This is a genomic window from Nonomuraea rosea, from assembly GCF_039539705.1.
In the GTDB taxonomy this organism is placed as follows: Bacteria; Actinomycetota; Actinomycetes; order Streptosporangiales; family Streptosporangiaceae; genus Nonomuraea; species Nonomuraea rosea.
Map to the genome: position 1 here is coordinate 35,809 of NZ_BAABDQ010000020.1, position 17,015 is coordinate 52,823.

A 17,015-nucleotide genomic window follows, 5' to 3' on the forward strand; every position below is an offset into this window, starting at 1 on the left:
TTATTCCTAAAGAAAGTCCTCATCCATGGCAGGCACTGACCGCGGCGACCTCACCAGAACGGCGATCCTCGCCCTGCTCGGCACGGGCGGGCCGCTCAGCAGGACGGAGATCGCGCGCAAGCTCGATCTCAGCCCGGCCACCGTCACGCAGCTCACCCGCGAGCTCATGGGGCAGGGGATGCTGGCGGAGCTGGACCTCAAGCCGTCGCGCGGCGGGCGGCCCGCGCAACGGCTCGGGCTGGTGGGCAGCGCGGGGCGGGCGCTGGGCGTCAAGGTGACGGCCGATCACCTGGTGATCGTGGACGTCCGGCTCGACGGCGCGGTGCTGGGGTCGTGGGAGCGGCCGTTCGACCCGTCGTCGCGGAACGTGCTGGACGAGCTGGCGGCGGCGGTCGAGTCCGTGGTGTCGGAAAGCTCGGCACCCCCGGAAAGCTCGGCACCCCCGGAAAGCTCGGCACCCTTGGAAAGCTCGGCGTCCCCCGAGAGCTCGGCGTCCCCCGAGAGCTCGGCGTCCCCCGAGAGCTCGGCGCTCCCCGAGGCGGGCGGGCAGGTGCCGCCGCTGCTCGGCGTCGGGGTCGGGGTGCCGGGCAGCGTGGACGACCAGGCGGCCGGGACGGTGAACGCGCCGACGCTCGGCTGGCAGGCCATGGCCGTGGGCGACTGGCTGCGGCGGCGGCTGAAGCTGCCGGTGCTGGTCGAGAACGACGTGAACGCGCTGGCGGCGGCCGAGCGGCTGTACGGGCGCGGGCGTACGCACCGGGACTTCCTCGTGGTGACGATCGGGCGCGGCGTCGGCGCGGCCATCGTCGCGGACGGACGGGTGTACCGGGGGGCGCGGGGCGGCGCGGGCGAGTTCGGTCACCTGCCGGTGGCTCCTGACGGGCCGGAGTGCGGCTGCGGGGCCAGGGGCTGCCTGGAGGCCTTCGTCGGCAGCTCCGGCCTCCTCGCCGCCGCCCGCCAGGCCGATGACGGCGGTGATCCGCTGGGCGCGGTGGCCGCGCTCGGGCGGGCCGGCGCGGACGGGGATCCGGTCGCGCGGGCGGTGTTCGCCGAGGCGGGGACGATCCTGGGGCGCGCCACCGCCGGGCTGATCAACGTGGTGGACCCCGAGGTCGTGGTCGTGCTCGGCGAGGGCACCGCCGACTGGCCACTGTGGCGGGCGGGGTTCGAGCCGGCGCTCAGGGCCCAGCTCTACCCGGGAAGGCGCGACATCTCCGTCGAGGTGGAGGGCTGGGACGACACGAGCTGGGCCCAGGGCGCGGCGGCGCTGGTGCTGGCCACGCCGTTCGACGCCGCCGGGACCGCCGGCGAGCAGGGCCGCCTGGTGCGCGCCCGCCTCATCGGGGCCACACCATGAGCGCGCCGGCCAGGCCGTCCGCGCCGTCAGGGCGGCGCGGCGGCTGGCGGTACGCCGGGACCGTGGCGGTGTTCCTGCTCCCGAGCCTCGTCCCCCTGACGCTCTACACCCTCGTCCCGATGCTCGGCTCGCTCTGGACCAGCCTGCACGAGTGGGACCTCATCACCGAGATGCGCTGGGTGGGCCTGGCCAACTACGCCGAGCTGCTCGGCGACCCCGAGACGCGGGCCGCGTTCGCGCACACGCTCACCTTCATCGCCGGCTACCTGCCGCTGGTCTATCTGGGCGGTCTCGGCCTGGCCGTGCTGCTCAACCGGGCGATGGCGGGCCGCAGCCTGCTGCGCGGCGTCTACTTCCTGCCGGTGATCACGAGCTGGGTCGTCGTCGCGCTGATGTGGAAGTGGCTGCTCAACCCGGCCAGCGGCATCGTCAACTGGGCGCTCGGCCTGGCCGGCGTCGAAGGGCCCGGCTGGTGGACCGACCCGGACTGGGCGATGCCGTCGATCATCCTCGCCTCGGCCTGGAAGGACCTGGGCTTCGTGATGATCATCCTGCTGGCCGGCCTGCAGGCGATCCCCCGGGAGTACCAGGAGGCCGCCATGGTCGACGGGGCCACGGCGTGGCGCAGGTTCCTGCACATCACGCTGCCGCTGCTGTCGCCTTCGACGTTCTTCGTCGTCGTCATCTCGCTGATCAACGGCTTCCAGGTCTTCGACCAGGTCAAGATCATGACGGGTGGCGGTCCCGGCGGCGCCACGCAGGTCGTGGTCTCGCAGATCTACGACCTCACGTTCAGGTACGGCAGGGCCGGCGCCGCCTCGGCGCTGTCCTGGCTGCTGTTCGCCCTGGTCCTGCTGGTGACGATCGTGCAGATCCGCGGGCAGAGGCGGTGGGTGACCTATGGGTAAGGCCCTGCTGGGTAAGACGCTGCGCTACCTGCTGGTGGGCCTGGGCGCGCTGGTGATGCTGTTCCCGTTCGCGTGGGCGGTGATCACCTCGATCACGCCGAGCGACGCGGTGCTGGCCGTGCCGCCCGACTTCACGCCCGACGGCGCGAGCCTGGACGCGTACGGGAAGCTGCTGGAGACGCTGCCGTTCTGGCGGATCGTGCTCAACAGCGCCTGGATCGGCGCGGCGTCCACCATGTTGCAGCTCGTCACGAGCGCGATGGCGGCCTACGCGTTCGCGCGGCTGCCCTTCCCCGGCAGGGGCGCGCTGTTCGCGGTCTACCTGACGACGCTGATGATGCCGCTGCCCGTGCTGGTCGTGCCGCTGTTCATCGAGATGCGCACGTTCGGGCTGGTGGACACGTACTTCGCGCTGCTCGCGCCGACCATCGCCTCGGCGTTCGGGGTGTTCCTGCTGCGGCAGGCGATCAGCCAGGTGCCGCGCGAGTTCGACGAGGCGGCCGTGCTGGACGGCGCCGGGCATTTCCGCATCTTCCTGTACGTCGTGCTGCCGCTGATCCGCCCGGCCCTGGCCACGTTCGCGATCTTCGGCTTCATGGCGAGCTGGAACAGCTACCTCTGGCCACTGATCATCATCAAGTCGCCCGAGTTCATGACGCTCCCGCTGGGCCTGGCCACGCTGCACGGCCAGTTCACCACCGAATGGGACGTGGTCATGGCGGGCTCGGTGATCAGTGTCGTACCGATCCTCATCCTCTACGTCTTCGCGCAGAAGCACGTCATCGCCAGCGTCGCGCAGAGCGGGCTCAAGTAAAGGAATCCCCCCATGTCAAGACACCTTCCCATCGCCACCGTCGTAGCGGTCGCCCTGCTCGCCACCGCCTGCTCCCAGGGCTCGGCCACCAGGGTCGAGAGCGGCGCGGACGGCAAGACCACGCTGCGGTACTTCACGTTCTCGGCGGCCCCTGACCACGTCAAGGAGCTCGGCACGATCGAGAAGGCCTTCGAGAAGGAGAACCCGAAGGTGGACGTGGTCGTCGAGACCGCCCCCTTCGACGAGTACTTCACCAAGCTCCAGACCAGCATCGCGGGCGGCACGGCGCCGGACGCGTTCGAGCTCAACTACGAGAACTTCGTCACCTACGCCAGCGCGGGCTCACTCCTCGACCTCGGCACGGTCGCGGGCGACGGCGACAGCGCGGTGTACGCGCAGGAGTCGCTCAACGCGTTCAAGAGCGACGGCAAGCAGTACGCCCTGCCCGCCTCCTTCTCCACCGTCGTCCTGCTCTACAACAAGGACCTGTTCGAGCAGGCCGGGGTGGCCACGCCGACGGCGGACTGGACGTGGAAGGACGAGCAGGCCGCCGCGGCCAAGCTGACCGACAGGAAGAAGGGCGTGTACGGCGACTTCCAGCCGGTGCAGTTCTTCGAGTTCTACAAGGCGCTCAAGCAGGCGGGCGGCGAGTTCCTGGCCGCCGACGGAAAGAGCGCCACGTTCGACAGCCCAGAGGGGGTCGAGGCCGCGCAGTGGCTGGTCTCCAAGGTAGGCAAGACGATGCCGACCGAGGCCGAGATCGGCGGCACCGCCGACTACGACACGAACCTCTTCAAATCCGGCAAGCTCGCCATGTGGCACAACGGCATCTGGCAGTTCGCGGGGCTGAAGGACGTGCCGTTCGAGTGGGACGTGGTGGTCGAGCCCGGTGACGCGGCCAAGGCCAGCGCGGTCTTCCACAACGCCGTCGCCGCCTCCGCCACGACGAAGCACGGCAAGGAGGCGTACGCGTGGGCCCGCTTCCTGTCCTCCTCCGGCGTCGCGGCGACCACCCGCATCGAGTCGTCGTGGGAGCTGCCGCCGGTCGCCGACCAGCAGGTCCTCGCCGGCTACCTCAAGGACCCGAAGCCGGCGAACCGGCAGGCCGTGTTCGACTCGCTCAAGTCGATCGCGCTGCCGCCGGTCATCAAGCGGCAGCAGGAGATGCAGGACGCGGTGACCAAGCAGCTCGGCGAGGCCGCCGCGGGGCGCAAATCCGTGCAGGACGCGCTCAAGGCCGCGGCCGCCGACGTCGACGCCCTGCTGGGCTAGCCGTCTTCCCCCTACGTACCAGGAGAGTTTCGTTGTCCCTCGTCGCGCACAGCCTCGACGTGATCAAGAGATTGCAGTCGCCGACCGGGGCCTATCCGGCCTCGCCCACCTTCTCCGCCTACCGCGGCTACTCGTGGCTGCGTGACGGGGCGTTCATCGCCGAGGGGGTGAGCAGGCACGGCGACGTGCCCGGCGCGGACGCCTTCCACGCCTGGTGCGCCCGCGTGGTGGGGGACCGGGCGGGGCAGGTCGACTCGCTGGTGTCGCGCGCCGCCCGCGGCGCGGAGGTGCCCGTCTCCGAGATGCTGCCGACCAGGTTCACGCTAGACGGGGTGGACGGGGCCGACGACTGGTGGGACTTCCAGCTCGACGGGTACGGAACGTGGCTCTGGGCGCTGCGCGAGCACTCCGTGCGGCACGGCGGTACGGTCCCCGGGGTCGAGAAGGGGGTCAGGACGGCCGCCCGATATCTGACGGCGTTCTGGCACCTGCCCTGCTACGACTGGTGGGAGGAGCACGTCGAGCAGCGGCACGTCGCCACGCTCGGCGCCATCCACGCGGGCCTGCGGGCGGCGGCCGGGCTCGGCCTGCTGAGCCCGGCGGAGGAGGCGGCGGCGGGCGAGGCCGTGGCGGGCATCGCGGCGCTGGTGGCCCGCGAAGGCGTCAACGCCCAGGGCGGCCACCTGCGGAAGTGGCTCGGGAGCGACGCCGTGGACGCCAGCCTGCTGGCGTGCGTCGAGCCGTTCGGGCTCTACCCGGCCGATCATCCGGTCGGCGCGGCGACGGTGGCGGAGGTGGAGCGGCGGCTCGCCACGGACGGCGGCGTGCACCGCTACCTCGACGACACCTTCTACGGCGGCGGCCGGTGGGTGCTGCTGGCCGGGCTGCTCGGCTGGAACCACGCCAGGGCGGGCCGCCGGGCCGAGGCCCTGCGCTACCTGGACTGGATGGCCGCGCAGGCGACCCCCGGCGGCGACCTGCCCGAGCAGGTGTCCGACCGGCTGCTCGCGCCGGACCGGCTCCAGGAGTGGCTCGACCGCTGGGGCCCCGTGGCGACGCCGCTGCTGTGGTCGCACGGGATGTACCTGATCCTCGCCGACGAGCTGGAGGTACGGGCATGATCCGGCATCGTCCTTACGGGTCCGGGCATCCGTACGCCACCACCGAGGACCAGCGCGTCCCCGCCGTGCCGGTGGACGGGGAGGCGGTGGAGCTGCGGGTACGCGCGTCGGCGAACGTCGTGGCGGTCGCGTGCGAGTGGACCGCCGACGACGCCGCCCCGCTGGAGCTGCCGCTGACCAGGCGCGAGGCGGACGCGGCGGACGGCGGGAGCGCCGACGGCGGGCATCTCGCCGCGGCCCAGGCGCGGGCGGCCCGTGCGGTCGCCGGGTCGTGGGCCGTGCGGACGCCGGTCCTGCGGGCCGGGCGCCGCTACTCCTACCGCTTCCGCGCCACCATGGCGGACGGCGGCGTACGTACCGGCAGGTGGTTCGAGGTGTCTTCGGCGAGCTGGTCGGACTCCGGCGGGAAGCTGCACGTCAGCGGTGCGGACCGGGTGGTGCCGGGGACCGTGCGGTGGCTGGCGGACGGCGACGGGATCCTGCGCGTGCGCTTCGAGCTCGCGCTCGGACCCGGCGAGCACGTGGTGGGGTTCGGCGAGCGGTTCGACGCCGTGGACCAGCGCGGCAGGCGGCTCGACGCCGTCGTGTTCGAGCAGTACAAGTCGCAGGGCGAGCACGCTCGTACGTACCTGCCGATGCCGTTCGCCCTGGTCGTGGGTGGTGCGGCGAGCTGGGGCTGGCACGTGGACACCTCGCGCCGCACCTGGTACGACGTCGGCGCGACCACACCGGGCCGGGTCCTGGTGGAGGCGGAGACCGGTCCGGACGGCGAGCTGGGCCTGCGCTTCTACGACGGCGACGCGCCCGCCGCGATCCTGCGCGGCTTCCTCGGCGACGTCGGGCGGCCGGTGGAGCTGCCCTCGTGGGTGTTCAGGCTGTGGGCCAGCGGCAACGAGTGGAACACGCAGGAGCGGGTGCTGGCCGAGATGGACCGGCACCGCGAGCACGGCATCCCCGTGGGGGCGCTGGTCATCGAGGCGTGGAGCGACGAGACGACGTTCACGGCGTTCAGAGGCGCCGAGTACGAGCCGTCGGAGGACCCCCACCGCCTGGCCGACTACACCTTCCCGCCGGACGGACCCTGGCCCGACCCCAAGGGCCTGGTGGACGAGCTGCACCGCAGGGACGTCAAGGTGCTGCTCTGGCAGATCCCGCTGCAGAAGATGCGGCCGCATCCCCGGCACCAGGCCGCCGTGGACGCCAGGCAGCTCGTCGAGCGCGGGTACGGCGTGCGCGAGCCCGACGGGCGGCCCTACCGCAACAGGGGCTGGTGGTTCCCGCTCGCGCTCATGCCCGACCTGTCCGCGCCCGAGGTGCGCGACTGGTGGACGGCCAAGCGCCGCTACCTGGTCGAGGAGGTGGGCGTCGACGGGTTCAAGACCGACGGCGGCGAGCACGCATGGGGCCACGACCTGCGCTACGCCGACGGGCGCGACGGCGCGGCGGGCAACGGGCTGTTCCCCGTCCACTACGCCCGCGCCTTCGGCGACCTGCTGGAGTCCTGCGGCAAGGCGCCGGTGACGTTCAGCCGGGCGGGGTTCGCGGGGTCGCAGCCGCACGGCGTGTTCTGGGCCGGGGACGAGGACTCGACGTGGGCGGCGTTCAGGTCGTCGATCAGGGCCGGGATCACCGCGTCCGCCTGCGGGATCGTCTATTGGGGCTGGGACCTGGCCGGGTTCTCCGGCGGGGTGCCGGGCGCGGAGCTGTATCTGCGGGCGGCGGGCGCGTCGGTGTTCATGCCGATCATGCAGTACCACTCCGAGTTCAACCACCACCGCACGCCCATCAGGGATCGCACGCCCTGGAACGTCGCGGCCCAGACCGGCGACGATCGGGTGATCCCCGTCTTCAGGCGGCTGGCCGAGCTGCGCGAGCGGCTGGTGCCGTACCTGGCCGAGCAGGCGCGCCAGGCGGTCGGCGGCGGCGCGCCGCTCATGCGCGGGCTGTTCTTCGACCATCCGCGCGATCCGGGCATCTGGCGATACCCGCTGCAGTACAAACTCGGGGACGCGCTCCTTGTGGCTCCCGTGACAGAACCTGATATGCCGGAGGTTACGGTTTACCTACCGGAAGGTGAGTGGATCGACGTGTGGACCGGAGCCGCTCTGACCGGGGGCGGCGAGGTACGCCTGCCCGCCGCCCTCGACCGCCCGCCCGTCGTCTGCGCGGCGGCGCACTGGACACGTCTCACCTCTGTCTTCACCGATTGAGAGTCTTGGCGCTGGCATCGCGGGCGCGGTGTTAGCCTCGGGGACGTGCTAGGCGCGGGGACCACTCTCAATGATCGCTACGTGCTGTCCGACCGCCTCGGCGGCGGCGGCATGGGCGAGGTGTGGCGTGCCGACGACACCGTTCTCGGGCGGGCCGTGGCGGTCAAGGTGCTGACGCCCGCCCTCACCGACAACCCGACGTTCGCCCAGCGCTTCCAGAACGAAGCCAGGGCCATGGCCACCCTCAGGCATCCCGGCGTGGTCGACGTCTACGACTACGGCATCAGCGACGTCGAGGGCCGCCAGGTGAGCTTCCTGGTCATGGAATACGTGCCGGGCGAGTCGCTCGACCGCGTGCTGCGGCGCGGCGCGCTCGGCCCCGAGGCCACCATGCGGCTGGTCGCCGAGGTCGGCGACGCGCTGGCCGCCGCGCACGCGCAGGGCATCGTGCACCGCGACGTCAAGTCGGCCAACCTCATGGTCAGGCCCGGCGGCAGCGTGGCGCTCACCGACTTCGGCATCGCGCACTCGGTCTCCGCCGGTCACCTGACGACCACGGGCACCATGCTCTGCTCGGCCGGCTACTGCGCCCCCGAGATGGCCACGGCCAGCGACGTGACGCCTGCGGTCGACATCTACGCCCTGGGCGTGGTGGCCTACGAGTGCCTGACCGGGCAGCTGCCGTTCCAGGGCGACACGCCCGTGCAGATCATCTTCAAGCACCTCAACTCCCCCATTCCGCGTCTGCCCGACGACGTGCCGCCGGGGCCGCGGCAGGTGGTGACGCGGGCGCTGGAGAAGACGCCCGACGCGCGCTGGCCGACGGCCGCGCTGATGGCCGAGGCCGCCCGCAAGGCCCTGGCCTCGCCCGGCACCCTGCCCGTCCCGCGTCCCCGCCGCACGGCGCGCGTGGTGCTGACCGCGTTCGCCGCCATAGCGGTGTCCGCCGCCGTCGCGGGCTCCGTCTGGCTGCGGCCCACCGAGCCCGCGTCGAGCAACGACGTCGAGCCGCCGAGCGTCGGCGGCACCGTCACCGAGGTCTCCCCCACGCCGCCCTCAGCCGGTCGGCACACGTCCTCGCCGCCGGTCAAGCGGACCCCCGCCGCCCGGCCGACGCGCGTCACCCCCGTGCCGACGAGCCCCACCGCGACGGTCAGCGTTTCCCCTCCGACCAGGACGCCGACGCCCACGCCGACCACCTCGGCACCCGAGGAGCCGACCGAGCAGCCGACGACTCCTGGCCCCGAGGAGCCGACGTCGGAGCCGTCCGACACCATCCCGCCCGGCGACATCCAGTGCATCCGCGCTCCCTGCCCGTGATCGCGTACGGATCTTGAATCCGTCCGCCCTGGTGATCCGCCATGCCCGCGTCCCCGTCGTCATCAACCGCTCGCCCCTCGTGAGAAAGTCATCGCGTGGACTCGACTCGTGACCTGCTCATCGCCCTCGCCCGCCGCTACGCCTTCGCCGATCTCGGCGCGCTCGCATCGGTCGACGAGGTCGCCGAGGTCTGCGAGTTCGGGCAGCGGCTGCTCTCCCTCGACGCGGAGGACTTCGCCGCCGAGGCCAAGGTCGTGCCGGCCGACCTGCGGCGGCGGGCGCGGGCCTGCCACATGCCGCAGACGCCGCGCGAGCAGCCCAGGGGGGCGCTGGAGTCGCTGCGTCCGGCGTACGGGCTGCTGCTGGAGGTGATCGCCGTGCGGTGGCACCGGCGGGAGCTGAGCCCCATGATCGCCGCGGTGCACATCGCCAGCGAATACCTGCCGCTGCTGGCCTTCGAGCCGCAGCTCGGCCATGCGGGCGATCCCGCGCGGTGGCCCGCGGGGCTGAGCGCGGCCGGGAGCAGGTTCGGCGTGATCGGCGATCGGGAGTGTGACCACACCAAGTCCGAGCAGTCCGCCACGAACAGGACGCTGCGGGTGTCGGTGGAGCCGCCCGAGGGGTGGCGCGCGTACTTCGACCGGCAGCACAGCCAGGTGGCGGGCGCGTTCGGGGTGTGCGTGGCCACCTGCCGCAACCCGTGCACGGCCATGGACTGGGTGGAGCCCGAGCCGCGCGCCGACCTCCAGGTGCGGGCGCGCACGGCGCTGGCCTTCGCCGAGACCCCGCTCGTACGCCTGCGCCACGCGGCTCCCGTGGGCCACGGCTTCGGCGTGCCGTCGCCCGAGGAGGTGCTCGACGCGTGGGAGCGCAGCCGCGCGGCGCTGGACAAGAGCGCCGTGGGGGCGGCGGCGCTGAAGGACGACGGATTCCCGCTGCCCGGGCTGCCGGCGCTGTTCTCGGCCATCGCCGACGCGCCGATCGAGCCCGCGACCCTGCTGGGCGGGGTCAGCGAGCACATCGTCCGCCTGCTCGAAGCCGGCTGAGCCGGGCCTTCGGCGCTCGAAACGCGGCCGAGCCGGGCAGCGGTCGCCGGGACTGGCTAGCGCCGGGCGGTGGCCTGTTCGCCGAGGGCGGCGATGCCGTACAGCAGCCCGCCCACCAGGTCGCCCACGCTGAACGCGGTCGCCATCGACATCCCGGTCAGCCGGCACGCGCTGTCGCCCAGCCGCCGCCTGGCGTTCTCCCCGGTCACGATCTCCAGCGCCCGCCCCGCGAAGTCCACGAACACCACCACGGCGTCGTCGGCCTCATCGCCCAGCGCGGCGTGCAGCCGCTCGGCGAAGTGCCGCCGCCCGCCCACCGGCTCTCCGAGGAACACGCCGAACCGCAGCCCGCTGCGGCGCTCGGCGGTGTGCAGCGCCTGCCTGACGTCATCGGCCTGTACGGCGGTCAGTCCGCGCATCGCCACCTCACCATCCCGCCGACGAGCCGCCGACGTGCCTGCCGGGCTCCGCCGTCTCGGCCGCGGCCACCCAGTCGTGCTCGGGCACCTCCGCCCAGTGCGCCACCCGGTCGGCCAGCACCAGCCCCGAGGTGCTCACGCCGCGCTCGCTCCTGGACGGCCCGCCCAGCCACACGGGGCCGTACTCGATCCGGCGCTGCGCGCTGCGGCCGGGCACCATGACCACCAGGCTGATCAGCACGAACAGCCCGAAAGACACGCCGATGAGGAAGAGCAGAATCTCCGCTGCGCTGTTCACACCAAGAACGTAAACCCCGTTGGGCGGTCCGGCCAGACCCGTCTGCGGGTGGCCGCCGGACCTGTCCGGAAATGTCGGCCGCGAAGATCCGGAGAACTGTCCTGCCGGACAGGCGGCGCGATCGGCATGTCCTATAGCGAGGTAAGATCGTTTAGCGGGGAGAACCTCTCTGGAGAGGAACAAAAGACATACCCCGAAATCATGAGTGGAACACGATGAGCTGGGCCATAAAACTATGGACAGGCCAACCCTAGGAATCCTTAAGATTCCCGAGCTACGGTGAGTTACGTGGACTCCGACATCCAGCGAGAAGACGGTCACAACGCGTCACCAATCTGGGTGAGCGACCGGCCAGAAAGCGAGCAGACCGCCGCCGCGAAGCCTTCGGCGCCCACCTCCACGTACGCGCCCGTCGAGCGCGCGTCCGTGCGTAGCCTGCTCCAGCAACCACGCTTCCGCCATCTGCGCAACCGCGCGATCGTGGCGGTGGCCGTCGGTCTGCTGGTGGGCTTCCTTGTGCGCGACTGGCGGGTGGGGGTGACCGCGGGTGTGATCGCGGCCATCCTGGAGGCGGTCTACCGTGCGCGCTCCAACTCGTCCGTGCCCGCGTGGCGGCGGACGTCCGTGGCGGAGCGCCGTACCGAGGCACAACTGCGCAAGCTCGAACGCAGCGGCTACCGCACGCTGCACGCCAGGGCGATCCCGGGCAGCGAGGCCCAGATCGACCACCTCGTGGTGGGCCCGACCGGCGTGTACGCGGTCGACTCCGAGAAGTGGGACAAGCGTCTGCCCGTACGCGTGCAAATGGGCAAGAAGCTCTTCCACGGCCCGTTCGACATGAAGCCCCGCATCACCGAGGCGAAATGGGAGGCTTCGCAGGCCAGCGAGCTGATCAGCAAGGCGTTCGGCCGCGAGGTCTCCGTCGTGCCCTCCCTCGCCATCTACGGCCCTCCGGTGCCGTGGAAGATCATGACCATTCGCGGCGTGGACGTCTACCAGGGCGACCGGGCGCGCAAGTGGATCACCAAGCGGGAGCGGGCGCTGACCGACGGCGAGATCGACCGCATCTACGACATCGCCGGGCAGGTGCTTCCCGCCCGCTACGGCGAGGGCTGAGCGACCCGCTCACGCCTCCCGGACCTGGGCCGCCAGCCTCGCACCGAAGTCGTCGAGGCCGGCGGCCAGCTCCGCGCTCGGCGGCAGCGTCTGCGGAAGTCTTGAGTAGAGCGCGGTGCCGAACCCGGCGATGCGCACGATGTGGTCGATCAGCGCGTCCCTGTCGCGCGGCCACGGGAACGACGGCTGGGCGATCAGCAGCGAGACGCAGCCGTGCACGGCCGACCAGAGGCCCAGCGCGAGCTCCTCGGGGTCGCCTTCGAGCACCCGGGTCTCCACGCAGGCCGTGACCGCGCTCACCATGTGCCCGAACGCCTGCGCGGCGGCGGGCGGCACGCCCTGCGTCGCCGACGGGCGCATCATCAGCACCTGATACTGCACGGGATGGTCGAGCGCGAACCTGGCGTACGCGCGGCCGCACCTGCCCAGGGCGAGGAACGGGTCGCCGCCGAGGTTCGCGGTGAAGAGCCTGCCCAGCTCGTCCCACACCCGCAGGCAGACCGCCTCGACGAGCTCCTCCTTGTCCGCGAAGTGCAAGTAGACCGAGGGCGTGGAGACGCCGGCCCGCAGGGCGACCGCGCGCAGCGTGAGCGCGTCCTCGGTGCCCGATTCGGCCAGCAGGTCCTCGGCCGCGCGCAGGATCTCCTCCCGCAGCAGCACTCCCTCGCCGCGTCTGGCGCGTACGCGTCTCGTGGTCATGCTTCTCAGGTTGACGCCGTCAGGTTAACGATGTCAATCTGACCTTCTGCGGAAGGAATTGCGAAAAATGGGGACTTTCCGGGAAGCAACAGCACTGACCGTCCGCGGCGACGGCGAGTTCGGGGCCGTGCTCGACGCCCAGTGGAGCGTCGGGACCCGGCTGCACGGCGGCTACCTGCTGGCCGTGCTGGGCCGAGCCGCCTGCGAGAGCGCCGCGGGCGCCGGGCATCCGCACGTCACGGCCGTGAGCGGGTCGTTCATCGAGCCTCCGGAGCCGGGCGAGGCCGTGGCGAGGATCGAGACGTTGCGGGTGGGCAGGAGCGTGGCCCAGGTCAGGGCCGCGCTGGTGCAGCAGGGCAGGACCCGGGTCGAGGCGCACATCACGCTCGGCCTGCTGGACGACTCCGACCCCTGGTGGTCGGCGGCCGAGCCGGTGGAGCTCCCGCCCGAGCAGGACTGCTTCCTGGCCCCCATCGAGCCCCCCGGCGCCGGGTTCCCCGTGCCGCTGATGGCCGTGGTCGAGGAGCGCATCGATCCCGGCCATCTGGCCTTCGCCTTCGGCGCGCCCTCCAAGCGCGGCGTCATCGCGTCCTGGCAGCGGCTGGCCGACGGCTCGGACTGGGACCCGCTGAGCCTGCTGGTGGCGCTCGACCCGGTGCCGCCGGTCTCGTTCGACCTGGGGCTGCCGGGGTGGGTGCCGACCATCCAGCTCTCGGCGTACCTCCGCAGGCTGCCCGCCCCCGGCCCGATCCGGGTGCGGCTGACGGCCACGGACGTCGGCGGCGACCGGATGGACGAGGTGGCCCACGTGTGGGACGACAAGGGCCGGCTGGTGGCTCAGGCGACCCAGCTCGCCGCCGTGCGGCTGCCCGCTTAGCGGTCCTGTTGCGCCACGATCCGGTAACCAAGCGTCCGATCCGTGGACGGACGTCTCAGTTACCGGGCGGTGGCCGTAACATGTGAAGACTCGCTAGCGATGGGAGACGCCCAATGCCCGCCCTCAGGTCACGTACAGTCACCCACGGCAGGAATATGGCCGGTGCCCGGGCCCTGCTCCGGGCGACCGGCGTAGCCGGGAGCGACTTCGGCAAGCCCATTATCGCCGTGGCCAACAGCTTCACCCAGTTCGTGCCCGGCCATGTGCATCTGCGCGAGGTGGGCGACGTGGTGTCCGCCGCGATCCGCGAGGCCGGAGCCATTCCCCGTGAGTTCAACACGATCGCGGTCGACGACGGCATCGCCATGGGCCACGCCGGCATGCTCTACTCGCTGCCGTCGCGCGAGCTGATCGCCGACGCCGTCGAATACATGGTCGAGGCCCACTGCGCGGACGCGATGATCTGCGTCTCCAACTGCGACAAGATCACGCCGGGCATGCTGCTGGCCGCGTTCAGGCTCAACATCCCGACCATCTTCGTCTCCGGCGGGCCGATGGAGGCGGGCAAGACGCCCGGCAAGAAGCTCGACCTGATCGACCCCATGATCGCCGCCGCCGACGACTCGGTCTCCGACGCCGAGTTGCTGGAGATGGAGGAGAACGCCTGCCCGACCTGCGGGTCCTGCTCGGGCATGTTCACCGCCAACTCGATGAACTGCCTGGCCGAGGCCATCGGCCTGGGGCTTCCCGGCAACGGCACGATCCTGGCCACGCACAAGGCGCGCAAGAAGCTGTTCGAGGACGCGGGCCGGCAACTCGTGGAGATCACCCGCCGCTACTACGAGGACGGCGACGAGTCGGTGCTGCCGCGCGCGATCGCCACTCGCGAGGCGTTCGAGAACGCGATGACGCTCGACGTGGCGATGGGCGGCTCGACCAACACGATCCTGCACATCCTGGCCGCGGCCCGCGAGGCCCAGGTGGACTTCGGGCTCAAGGAGATCAACGAGATCTCGCTGCGGGTGCCGTGCGTCTGCAAGGTCGCCCCCGCGACGAACAAGTACCACATCGAGGACGTCCACCGCGCCGGCGGCATCCCGGCCATCCTGGGCGCGCTCGACCGGGGCGGGCTGCTGCACCGCGACGTGCCCACCGTGAACGGCGGGACGCTGGGCGACATGCTGGCCTCCTGGGACGTGTGCTCCCCGTCGGTGCTGCCCGAGGCCGTCGAGCTGTGGCACGCGGCGCCGGGCAACGTGCGCACGGTCAAGGCGTATTCGCAGGACAACCGCTGGGACTCCCTCGACGTCGACCGCTCGGAGGGGTGCATCCGCGACGTGGAGCACGCCTACACCGCCGACGGCGGCCTGGCCGTCCTCTACGGCAACATCTCGCGCGACGGCGCGGTGGTGAAGACGGCCGGGGTCGACGAGTCGATCTGGAAGTTCAGCGGGCCCGCGGTCGTGTTCGAGTCGCAGGACGAGGCCGTCGAGGGCATCCTCGGCGGGCGGGTCAAGGCCGGTGACGTCGTGGTCATCCGCTACGAGGGCCCCAAGGGCGGCCCCGGCATGCAGGAGATGCTCTACCCGACCTCGTTCCTCAAGGGCAGGGGGCTGGGCAAGGTGTGCGCGCTCGTCACCGACGGCCGCTTCTCCGGCGGCACCTCCGGCCTGTCCATCGGCCACGCCTCGCCCGAGGCGGCGGAGGGCGGCGCGATCGCGCTGGTCGAGGACGGCGACCTCGTCGACATCGACATCCCCAACCGGAAGCTGGAGCTGCGGGTGCCCGAGGCGGAGCTGGCGGCGCGGCGCGAGCGGCTGCTGGCGGACCTGGGCGGCTACCGGCCGCGCGACCGCAACCGGCCGGTGAGCGTGGCGCTGCAGGCGTACGCGGCGATGACGACGTCCGCCTCCACGGGCGCTTCGCGCGACCTGACGCAGCTTTCGAGGTAGCAGATCGGCGGTCTGTGCGGCGGGTGAGAAGACACTTGCCTGCCGCACAGGTTTTCGAAAATTGTCGGTCGTCATCCCTATTATTGGGGTATGACGACAGTCGTGAAGCACGATACTCGCCCGCTGACGACCGCCGAGATCGCCGCACTCGCCCTCTCCCTCGCTCACCTCGGATCGGGCCCCCAGGCCGTCACCGCCAGGCGCGGCCTGCAGCACGCACTCGAGCACCTGGAGCTCGACGACGACGTCATCGCCACCACGCTCGAAACCCTCACCGAGCCGCTGCCCCTGGAGGTCGCCTCCAGGGCCAGGCTCATGGCCGACGCCATCACCAGCCGTCTCATGATCCGCCTCCACTACCGAGACGCCTCCGGCACCATCACCTCGCGCGACGTCGAGCCGGTGACGTGCCTGGTCCACCGCGAATACTGGTATCTCGTCGGCGTGTGCAGGATGCGCCGCGCGATCAGGGCGTTCAGGTTCGACCGGATCATCGCGGTCGAGCCCACGCTCACGCCGTCCAGGCCGCATCTGGCCGACCGGTTCCTGCCGTTCCAGCGGCGCAAGCGCAGCCGGGCCGCGTAGGAAACTGGCCGGCGTTTGACCGGCCGGCCCCCGGCCGTTGGGGTGGCGACTGACAGGCTCCCGCACATGCGCGTTCGGGGGATCTCGTTCATCGTCGCCCTGCTGCTGGTCGCGCCCGGGTGCGGCGCCGACGTCGCGGCGCCGCGGCCGGTCACCGCGATCCAGCAGAGACCTGGCGGGGTGGCCGTCGGGAGTGCCCTGCCGCCGCGCGCACAGGGCGCGCTCGACCAGGCGCTGGAGCGTTACCTGCGCGGGCGTCCCGGGCGGGCGGCGCTGGCCGTCTTCGACCGTACGACCGGCGCCCGCTACTCCTTCCGCGAGCGGCCGTCCTTCATGCTGGCCAGCGTGGCCAAGGTGGACATCCTGCTGGCGTTCCTGCTGGGCAAGCAGCGGGAACGGGAGCCGTTGAGCGCGTACGAGCGCACGCTGGCCTCCCGGATGATCCGCCGCAGCGACAACGACTGCGCGCACGAGCTCTACCTGACCATCGGCGGCCGGGCCGGGCTGGCCGGGGTCCTGCGCGGGCTGGAGGTCGAGCACACGCGGCCCGGCCCGGGGCTCTCGTGGGGATCGACCATGAGCCGGCCGTCCGACCAGGTGAAGGTGCTGGAGCAGCTCACCGATCCGGCGGGGCCCGTGTCGGCCCGCAACCGGCGTTACGCGCTGGAGCTCATGTCGTCCGTGGAGCCGTCGCAGGCGTGGGGGGTCAGCGCGGCCGCGCATGAGGGTGCGGTGGCGCTCAAGAACGGGTGGCTGCCCGCGCGCGTGCACGACGGGCTGTGGACGGTCAACAGCGTGGGGCGGCTGCACGTGCGCGGGCACGAGCTGCTGATCGCGGTGCTGTCGGAGCGCAGCCCGGACATGGAGACGGGGATCGCGACCGTGGAGCGGCTCGCCCGGCTGGCGGTGAGCACGCTGACCCGCTCCCGGCCGGCCGCCGAAGCGGCTATGGCGGCCCGGCCGCGTGGCTGAGGGCGGCCCGCTTCAGGGGCGGGCGCCCGGCCCGCGTGGTGAAGAGCCG

The 17,015-nt window shown here is 71.9% G+C and carries 16 protein-coding genes; 13 read left to right on the forward strand and 3 right to left on the reverse strand.

Annotated elements, in window-relative coordinates:
- The first annotated feature begins 25 nt into the window (after positions 1-25).
- The 8 genes from ABEA43_RS36900 (at position 26) to ABEA43_RS36935 (ending at position 10,048) form a co-directional block, all read left to right on the forward strand.
- Complete coding sequence (locus ABEA43_RS36900; RefSeq protein ID WP_345569299.1) at positions 26-1,357, forward strand: ROK family protein; 1,332 nt, start codon at positions 26-28, stop codon at positions 1,355-1,357.
- On the forward strand, positions 1,354-2,265 hold the full coding sequence (locus tag ABEA43_RS36905) for a carbohydrate ABC transporter permease (protein WP_345569300.1): 912 nt from the start codon (positions 1,354-1,356) through the stop codon (positions 2,263-2,265). Before ABEA43_RS36900 ends, ABEA43_RS36905 begins: the two co-directional genes overlap by 4 nt.
- Positions 2,258-3,079, forward strand: a complete 822-nt coding sequence (locus tag ABEA43_RS36910) for a carbohydrate ABC transporter permease (protein WP_345569302.1) — start codon at positions 2,258-2,260, stop codon at positions 3,077-3,079. The genes ABEA43_RS36905 and ABEA43_RS36910 overlap by 8 nt, the downstream gene beginning before the upstream one ends.
- Positions 3,080-3,091: 12 nt before the next feature.
- Positions 3,092-4,351 carry a sugar ABC transporter substrate-binding protein gene (locus tag ABEA43_RS36915; RefSeq protein ID WP_345569304.1) on the forward strand — a complete coding sequence of 420 codons (1,260 nt, stop codon included), beginning with the start codon at positions 3,092-3,094 and terminating at the stop codon, positions 4,349-4,351.
- Positions 4,352-4,383: 32 nt separating this feature from the next.
- On the forward strand, positions 4,384-5,472 hold the full coding sequence (locus ABEA43_RS36920; protein WP_345569306.1) for a glycoside hydrolase family 15 protein: 1,089 nt from the start codon (positions 4,384-4,386) through the stop codon (positions 5,470-5,472).
- The gene (locus ABEA43_RS36925) at positions 5,469-7,682 is read left to right on the forward strand and encodes a glycoside hydrolase family 31 protein (RefSeq protein WP_345569308.1); all 2,214 of its coding nucleotides are present in this window, start codon (positions 5,469-5,471) and stop codon (positions 7,680-7,682) included. Before ABEA43_RS36920 ends, ABEA43_RS36925 begins: the two co-directional genes overlap by 4 nt.
- A gap of 45 nt (positions 7,683-7,727) precedes the next feature.
- Positions 7,728-9,002 (forward strand): serine/threonine-protein kinase, encoded by a 1,275-nt coding sequence (locus ABEA43_RS36930; protein WP_345569309.1) that lies wholly within the window; start codon positions 7,728-7,730, stop codon positions 9,000-9,002.
- Between the two features lie 95 nt (positions 9,003-9,097).
- Entirely contained in the window at positions 9,098-10,048 is a 951-nt protein-coding gene (locus ABEA43_RS36935) for a hypothetical protein (protein ID WP_345569310.1), read from the forward strand.
- A gap of 56 nt (positions 10,049-10,104) precedes the next feature.
- Here ABEA43_RS36935 and ABEA43_RS36940 read toward each other — a convergent pair whose 3' ends face one another.
- Both ABEA43_RS36940 and ABEA43_RS36945 read right to left on the reverse strand, forming a co-directional pair.
- Complete coding sequence (locus tag ABEA43_RS36940; protein WP_345569311.1) at positions 10,105-10,467, reverse strand: DUF5130 family protein; 363 nt, start codon at positions 10,465-10,467, stop codon at positions 10,105-10,107.
- A gap of 7 nt (positions 10,468-10,474) precedes the next feature.
- The gene (locus ABEA43_RS36945) at positions 10,475-10,765 is read right to left on the reverse strand and encodes a hypothetical protein (RefSeq protein WP_345569312.1); all 291 of its coding nucleotides are present in this window, start codon (positions 10,763-10,765) and stop codon (positions 10,475-10,477) included.
- A gap of 288 nt (positions 10,766-11,053) precedes the next feature.
- On the opposite strand from ABEA43_RS36945, the gene ABEA43_RS36950 reads away from it, so the two are divergent.
- The gene (locus ABEA43_RS36950; protein WP_345569314.1) at positions 11,054-11,881 is read left to right on the forward strand and encodes a nuclease-related domain-containing protein; all 828 of its coding nucleotides are present in this window, start codon (positions 11,054-11,056) and stop codon (positions 11,879-11,881) included.
- Between the two features lie 9 nt (positions 11,882-11,890).
- Here ABEA43_RS36950 and ABEA43_RS36955 read toward each other — a convergent pair whose 3' ends face one another.
- Positions 11,891-12,580, reverse strand: a complete 690-nt coding sequence (locus tag ABEA43_RS36955) for a TetR/AcrR family transcriptional regulator (RefSeq protein WP_345569316.1) — start codon at positions 12,578-12,580, stop codon at positions 11,891-11,893.
- A gap of 67 nt (positions 12,581-12,647) precedes the next feature.
- Here ABEA43_RS36955 and ABEA43_RS36960 point away from each other — a divergent pair, with 67 nt between their 5' ends.
- The 4 genes from ABEA43_RS36960 to ABEA43_RS36975 all read left to right on the forward strand — a co-directional run bounded on the left by ABEA43_RS36960 (position 12,648) and on the right by ABEA43_RS36975 (position 16,966).
- Positions 12,648-13,457, forward strand: coding sequence for a thioesterase family protein (locus ABEA43_RS36960; RefSeq protein WP_345569319.1), 810 nt, complete (start codon positions 12,648-12,650; stop codon positions 13,455-13,457).
- Between the two features lie 113 nt (positions 13,458-13,570).
- Entirely contained in the window at positions 13,571-15,409 is a 1,839-nt protein-coding gene (gene ilvD / locus ABEA43_RS36965) for a dihydroxy-acid dehydratase (protein WP_345569320.1), read from the forward strand.
- 90 nt (positions 15,410-15,499) lie between these two features.
- Positions 15,500-15,994 carry a helix-turn-helix transcriptional regulator gene (locus tag ABEA43_RS36970; RefSeq protein ID WP_345569321.1) on the forward strand — a complete coding sequence of 165 codons (495 nt, stop codon included), beginning with the start codon at positions 15,500-15,502 and terminating at the stop codon, positions 15,992-15,994.
- A 66-nt stretch (positions 15,995-16,060) separates the two neighbouring features.
- The gene (locus ABEA43_RS36975) at positions 16,061-16,966 is read left to right on the forward strand and encodes a serine hydrolase (RefSeq protein WP_345569323.1); all 906 of its coding nucleotides are present in this window, start codon (positions 16,061-16,063) and stop codon (positions 16,964-16,966) included.
- The last annotated feature ends 49 nt before the right edge of the window (positions 16,967-17,015 follow it).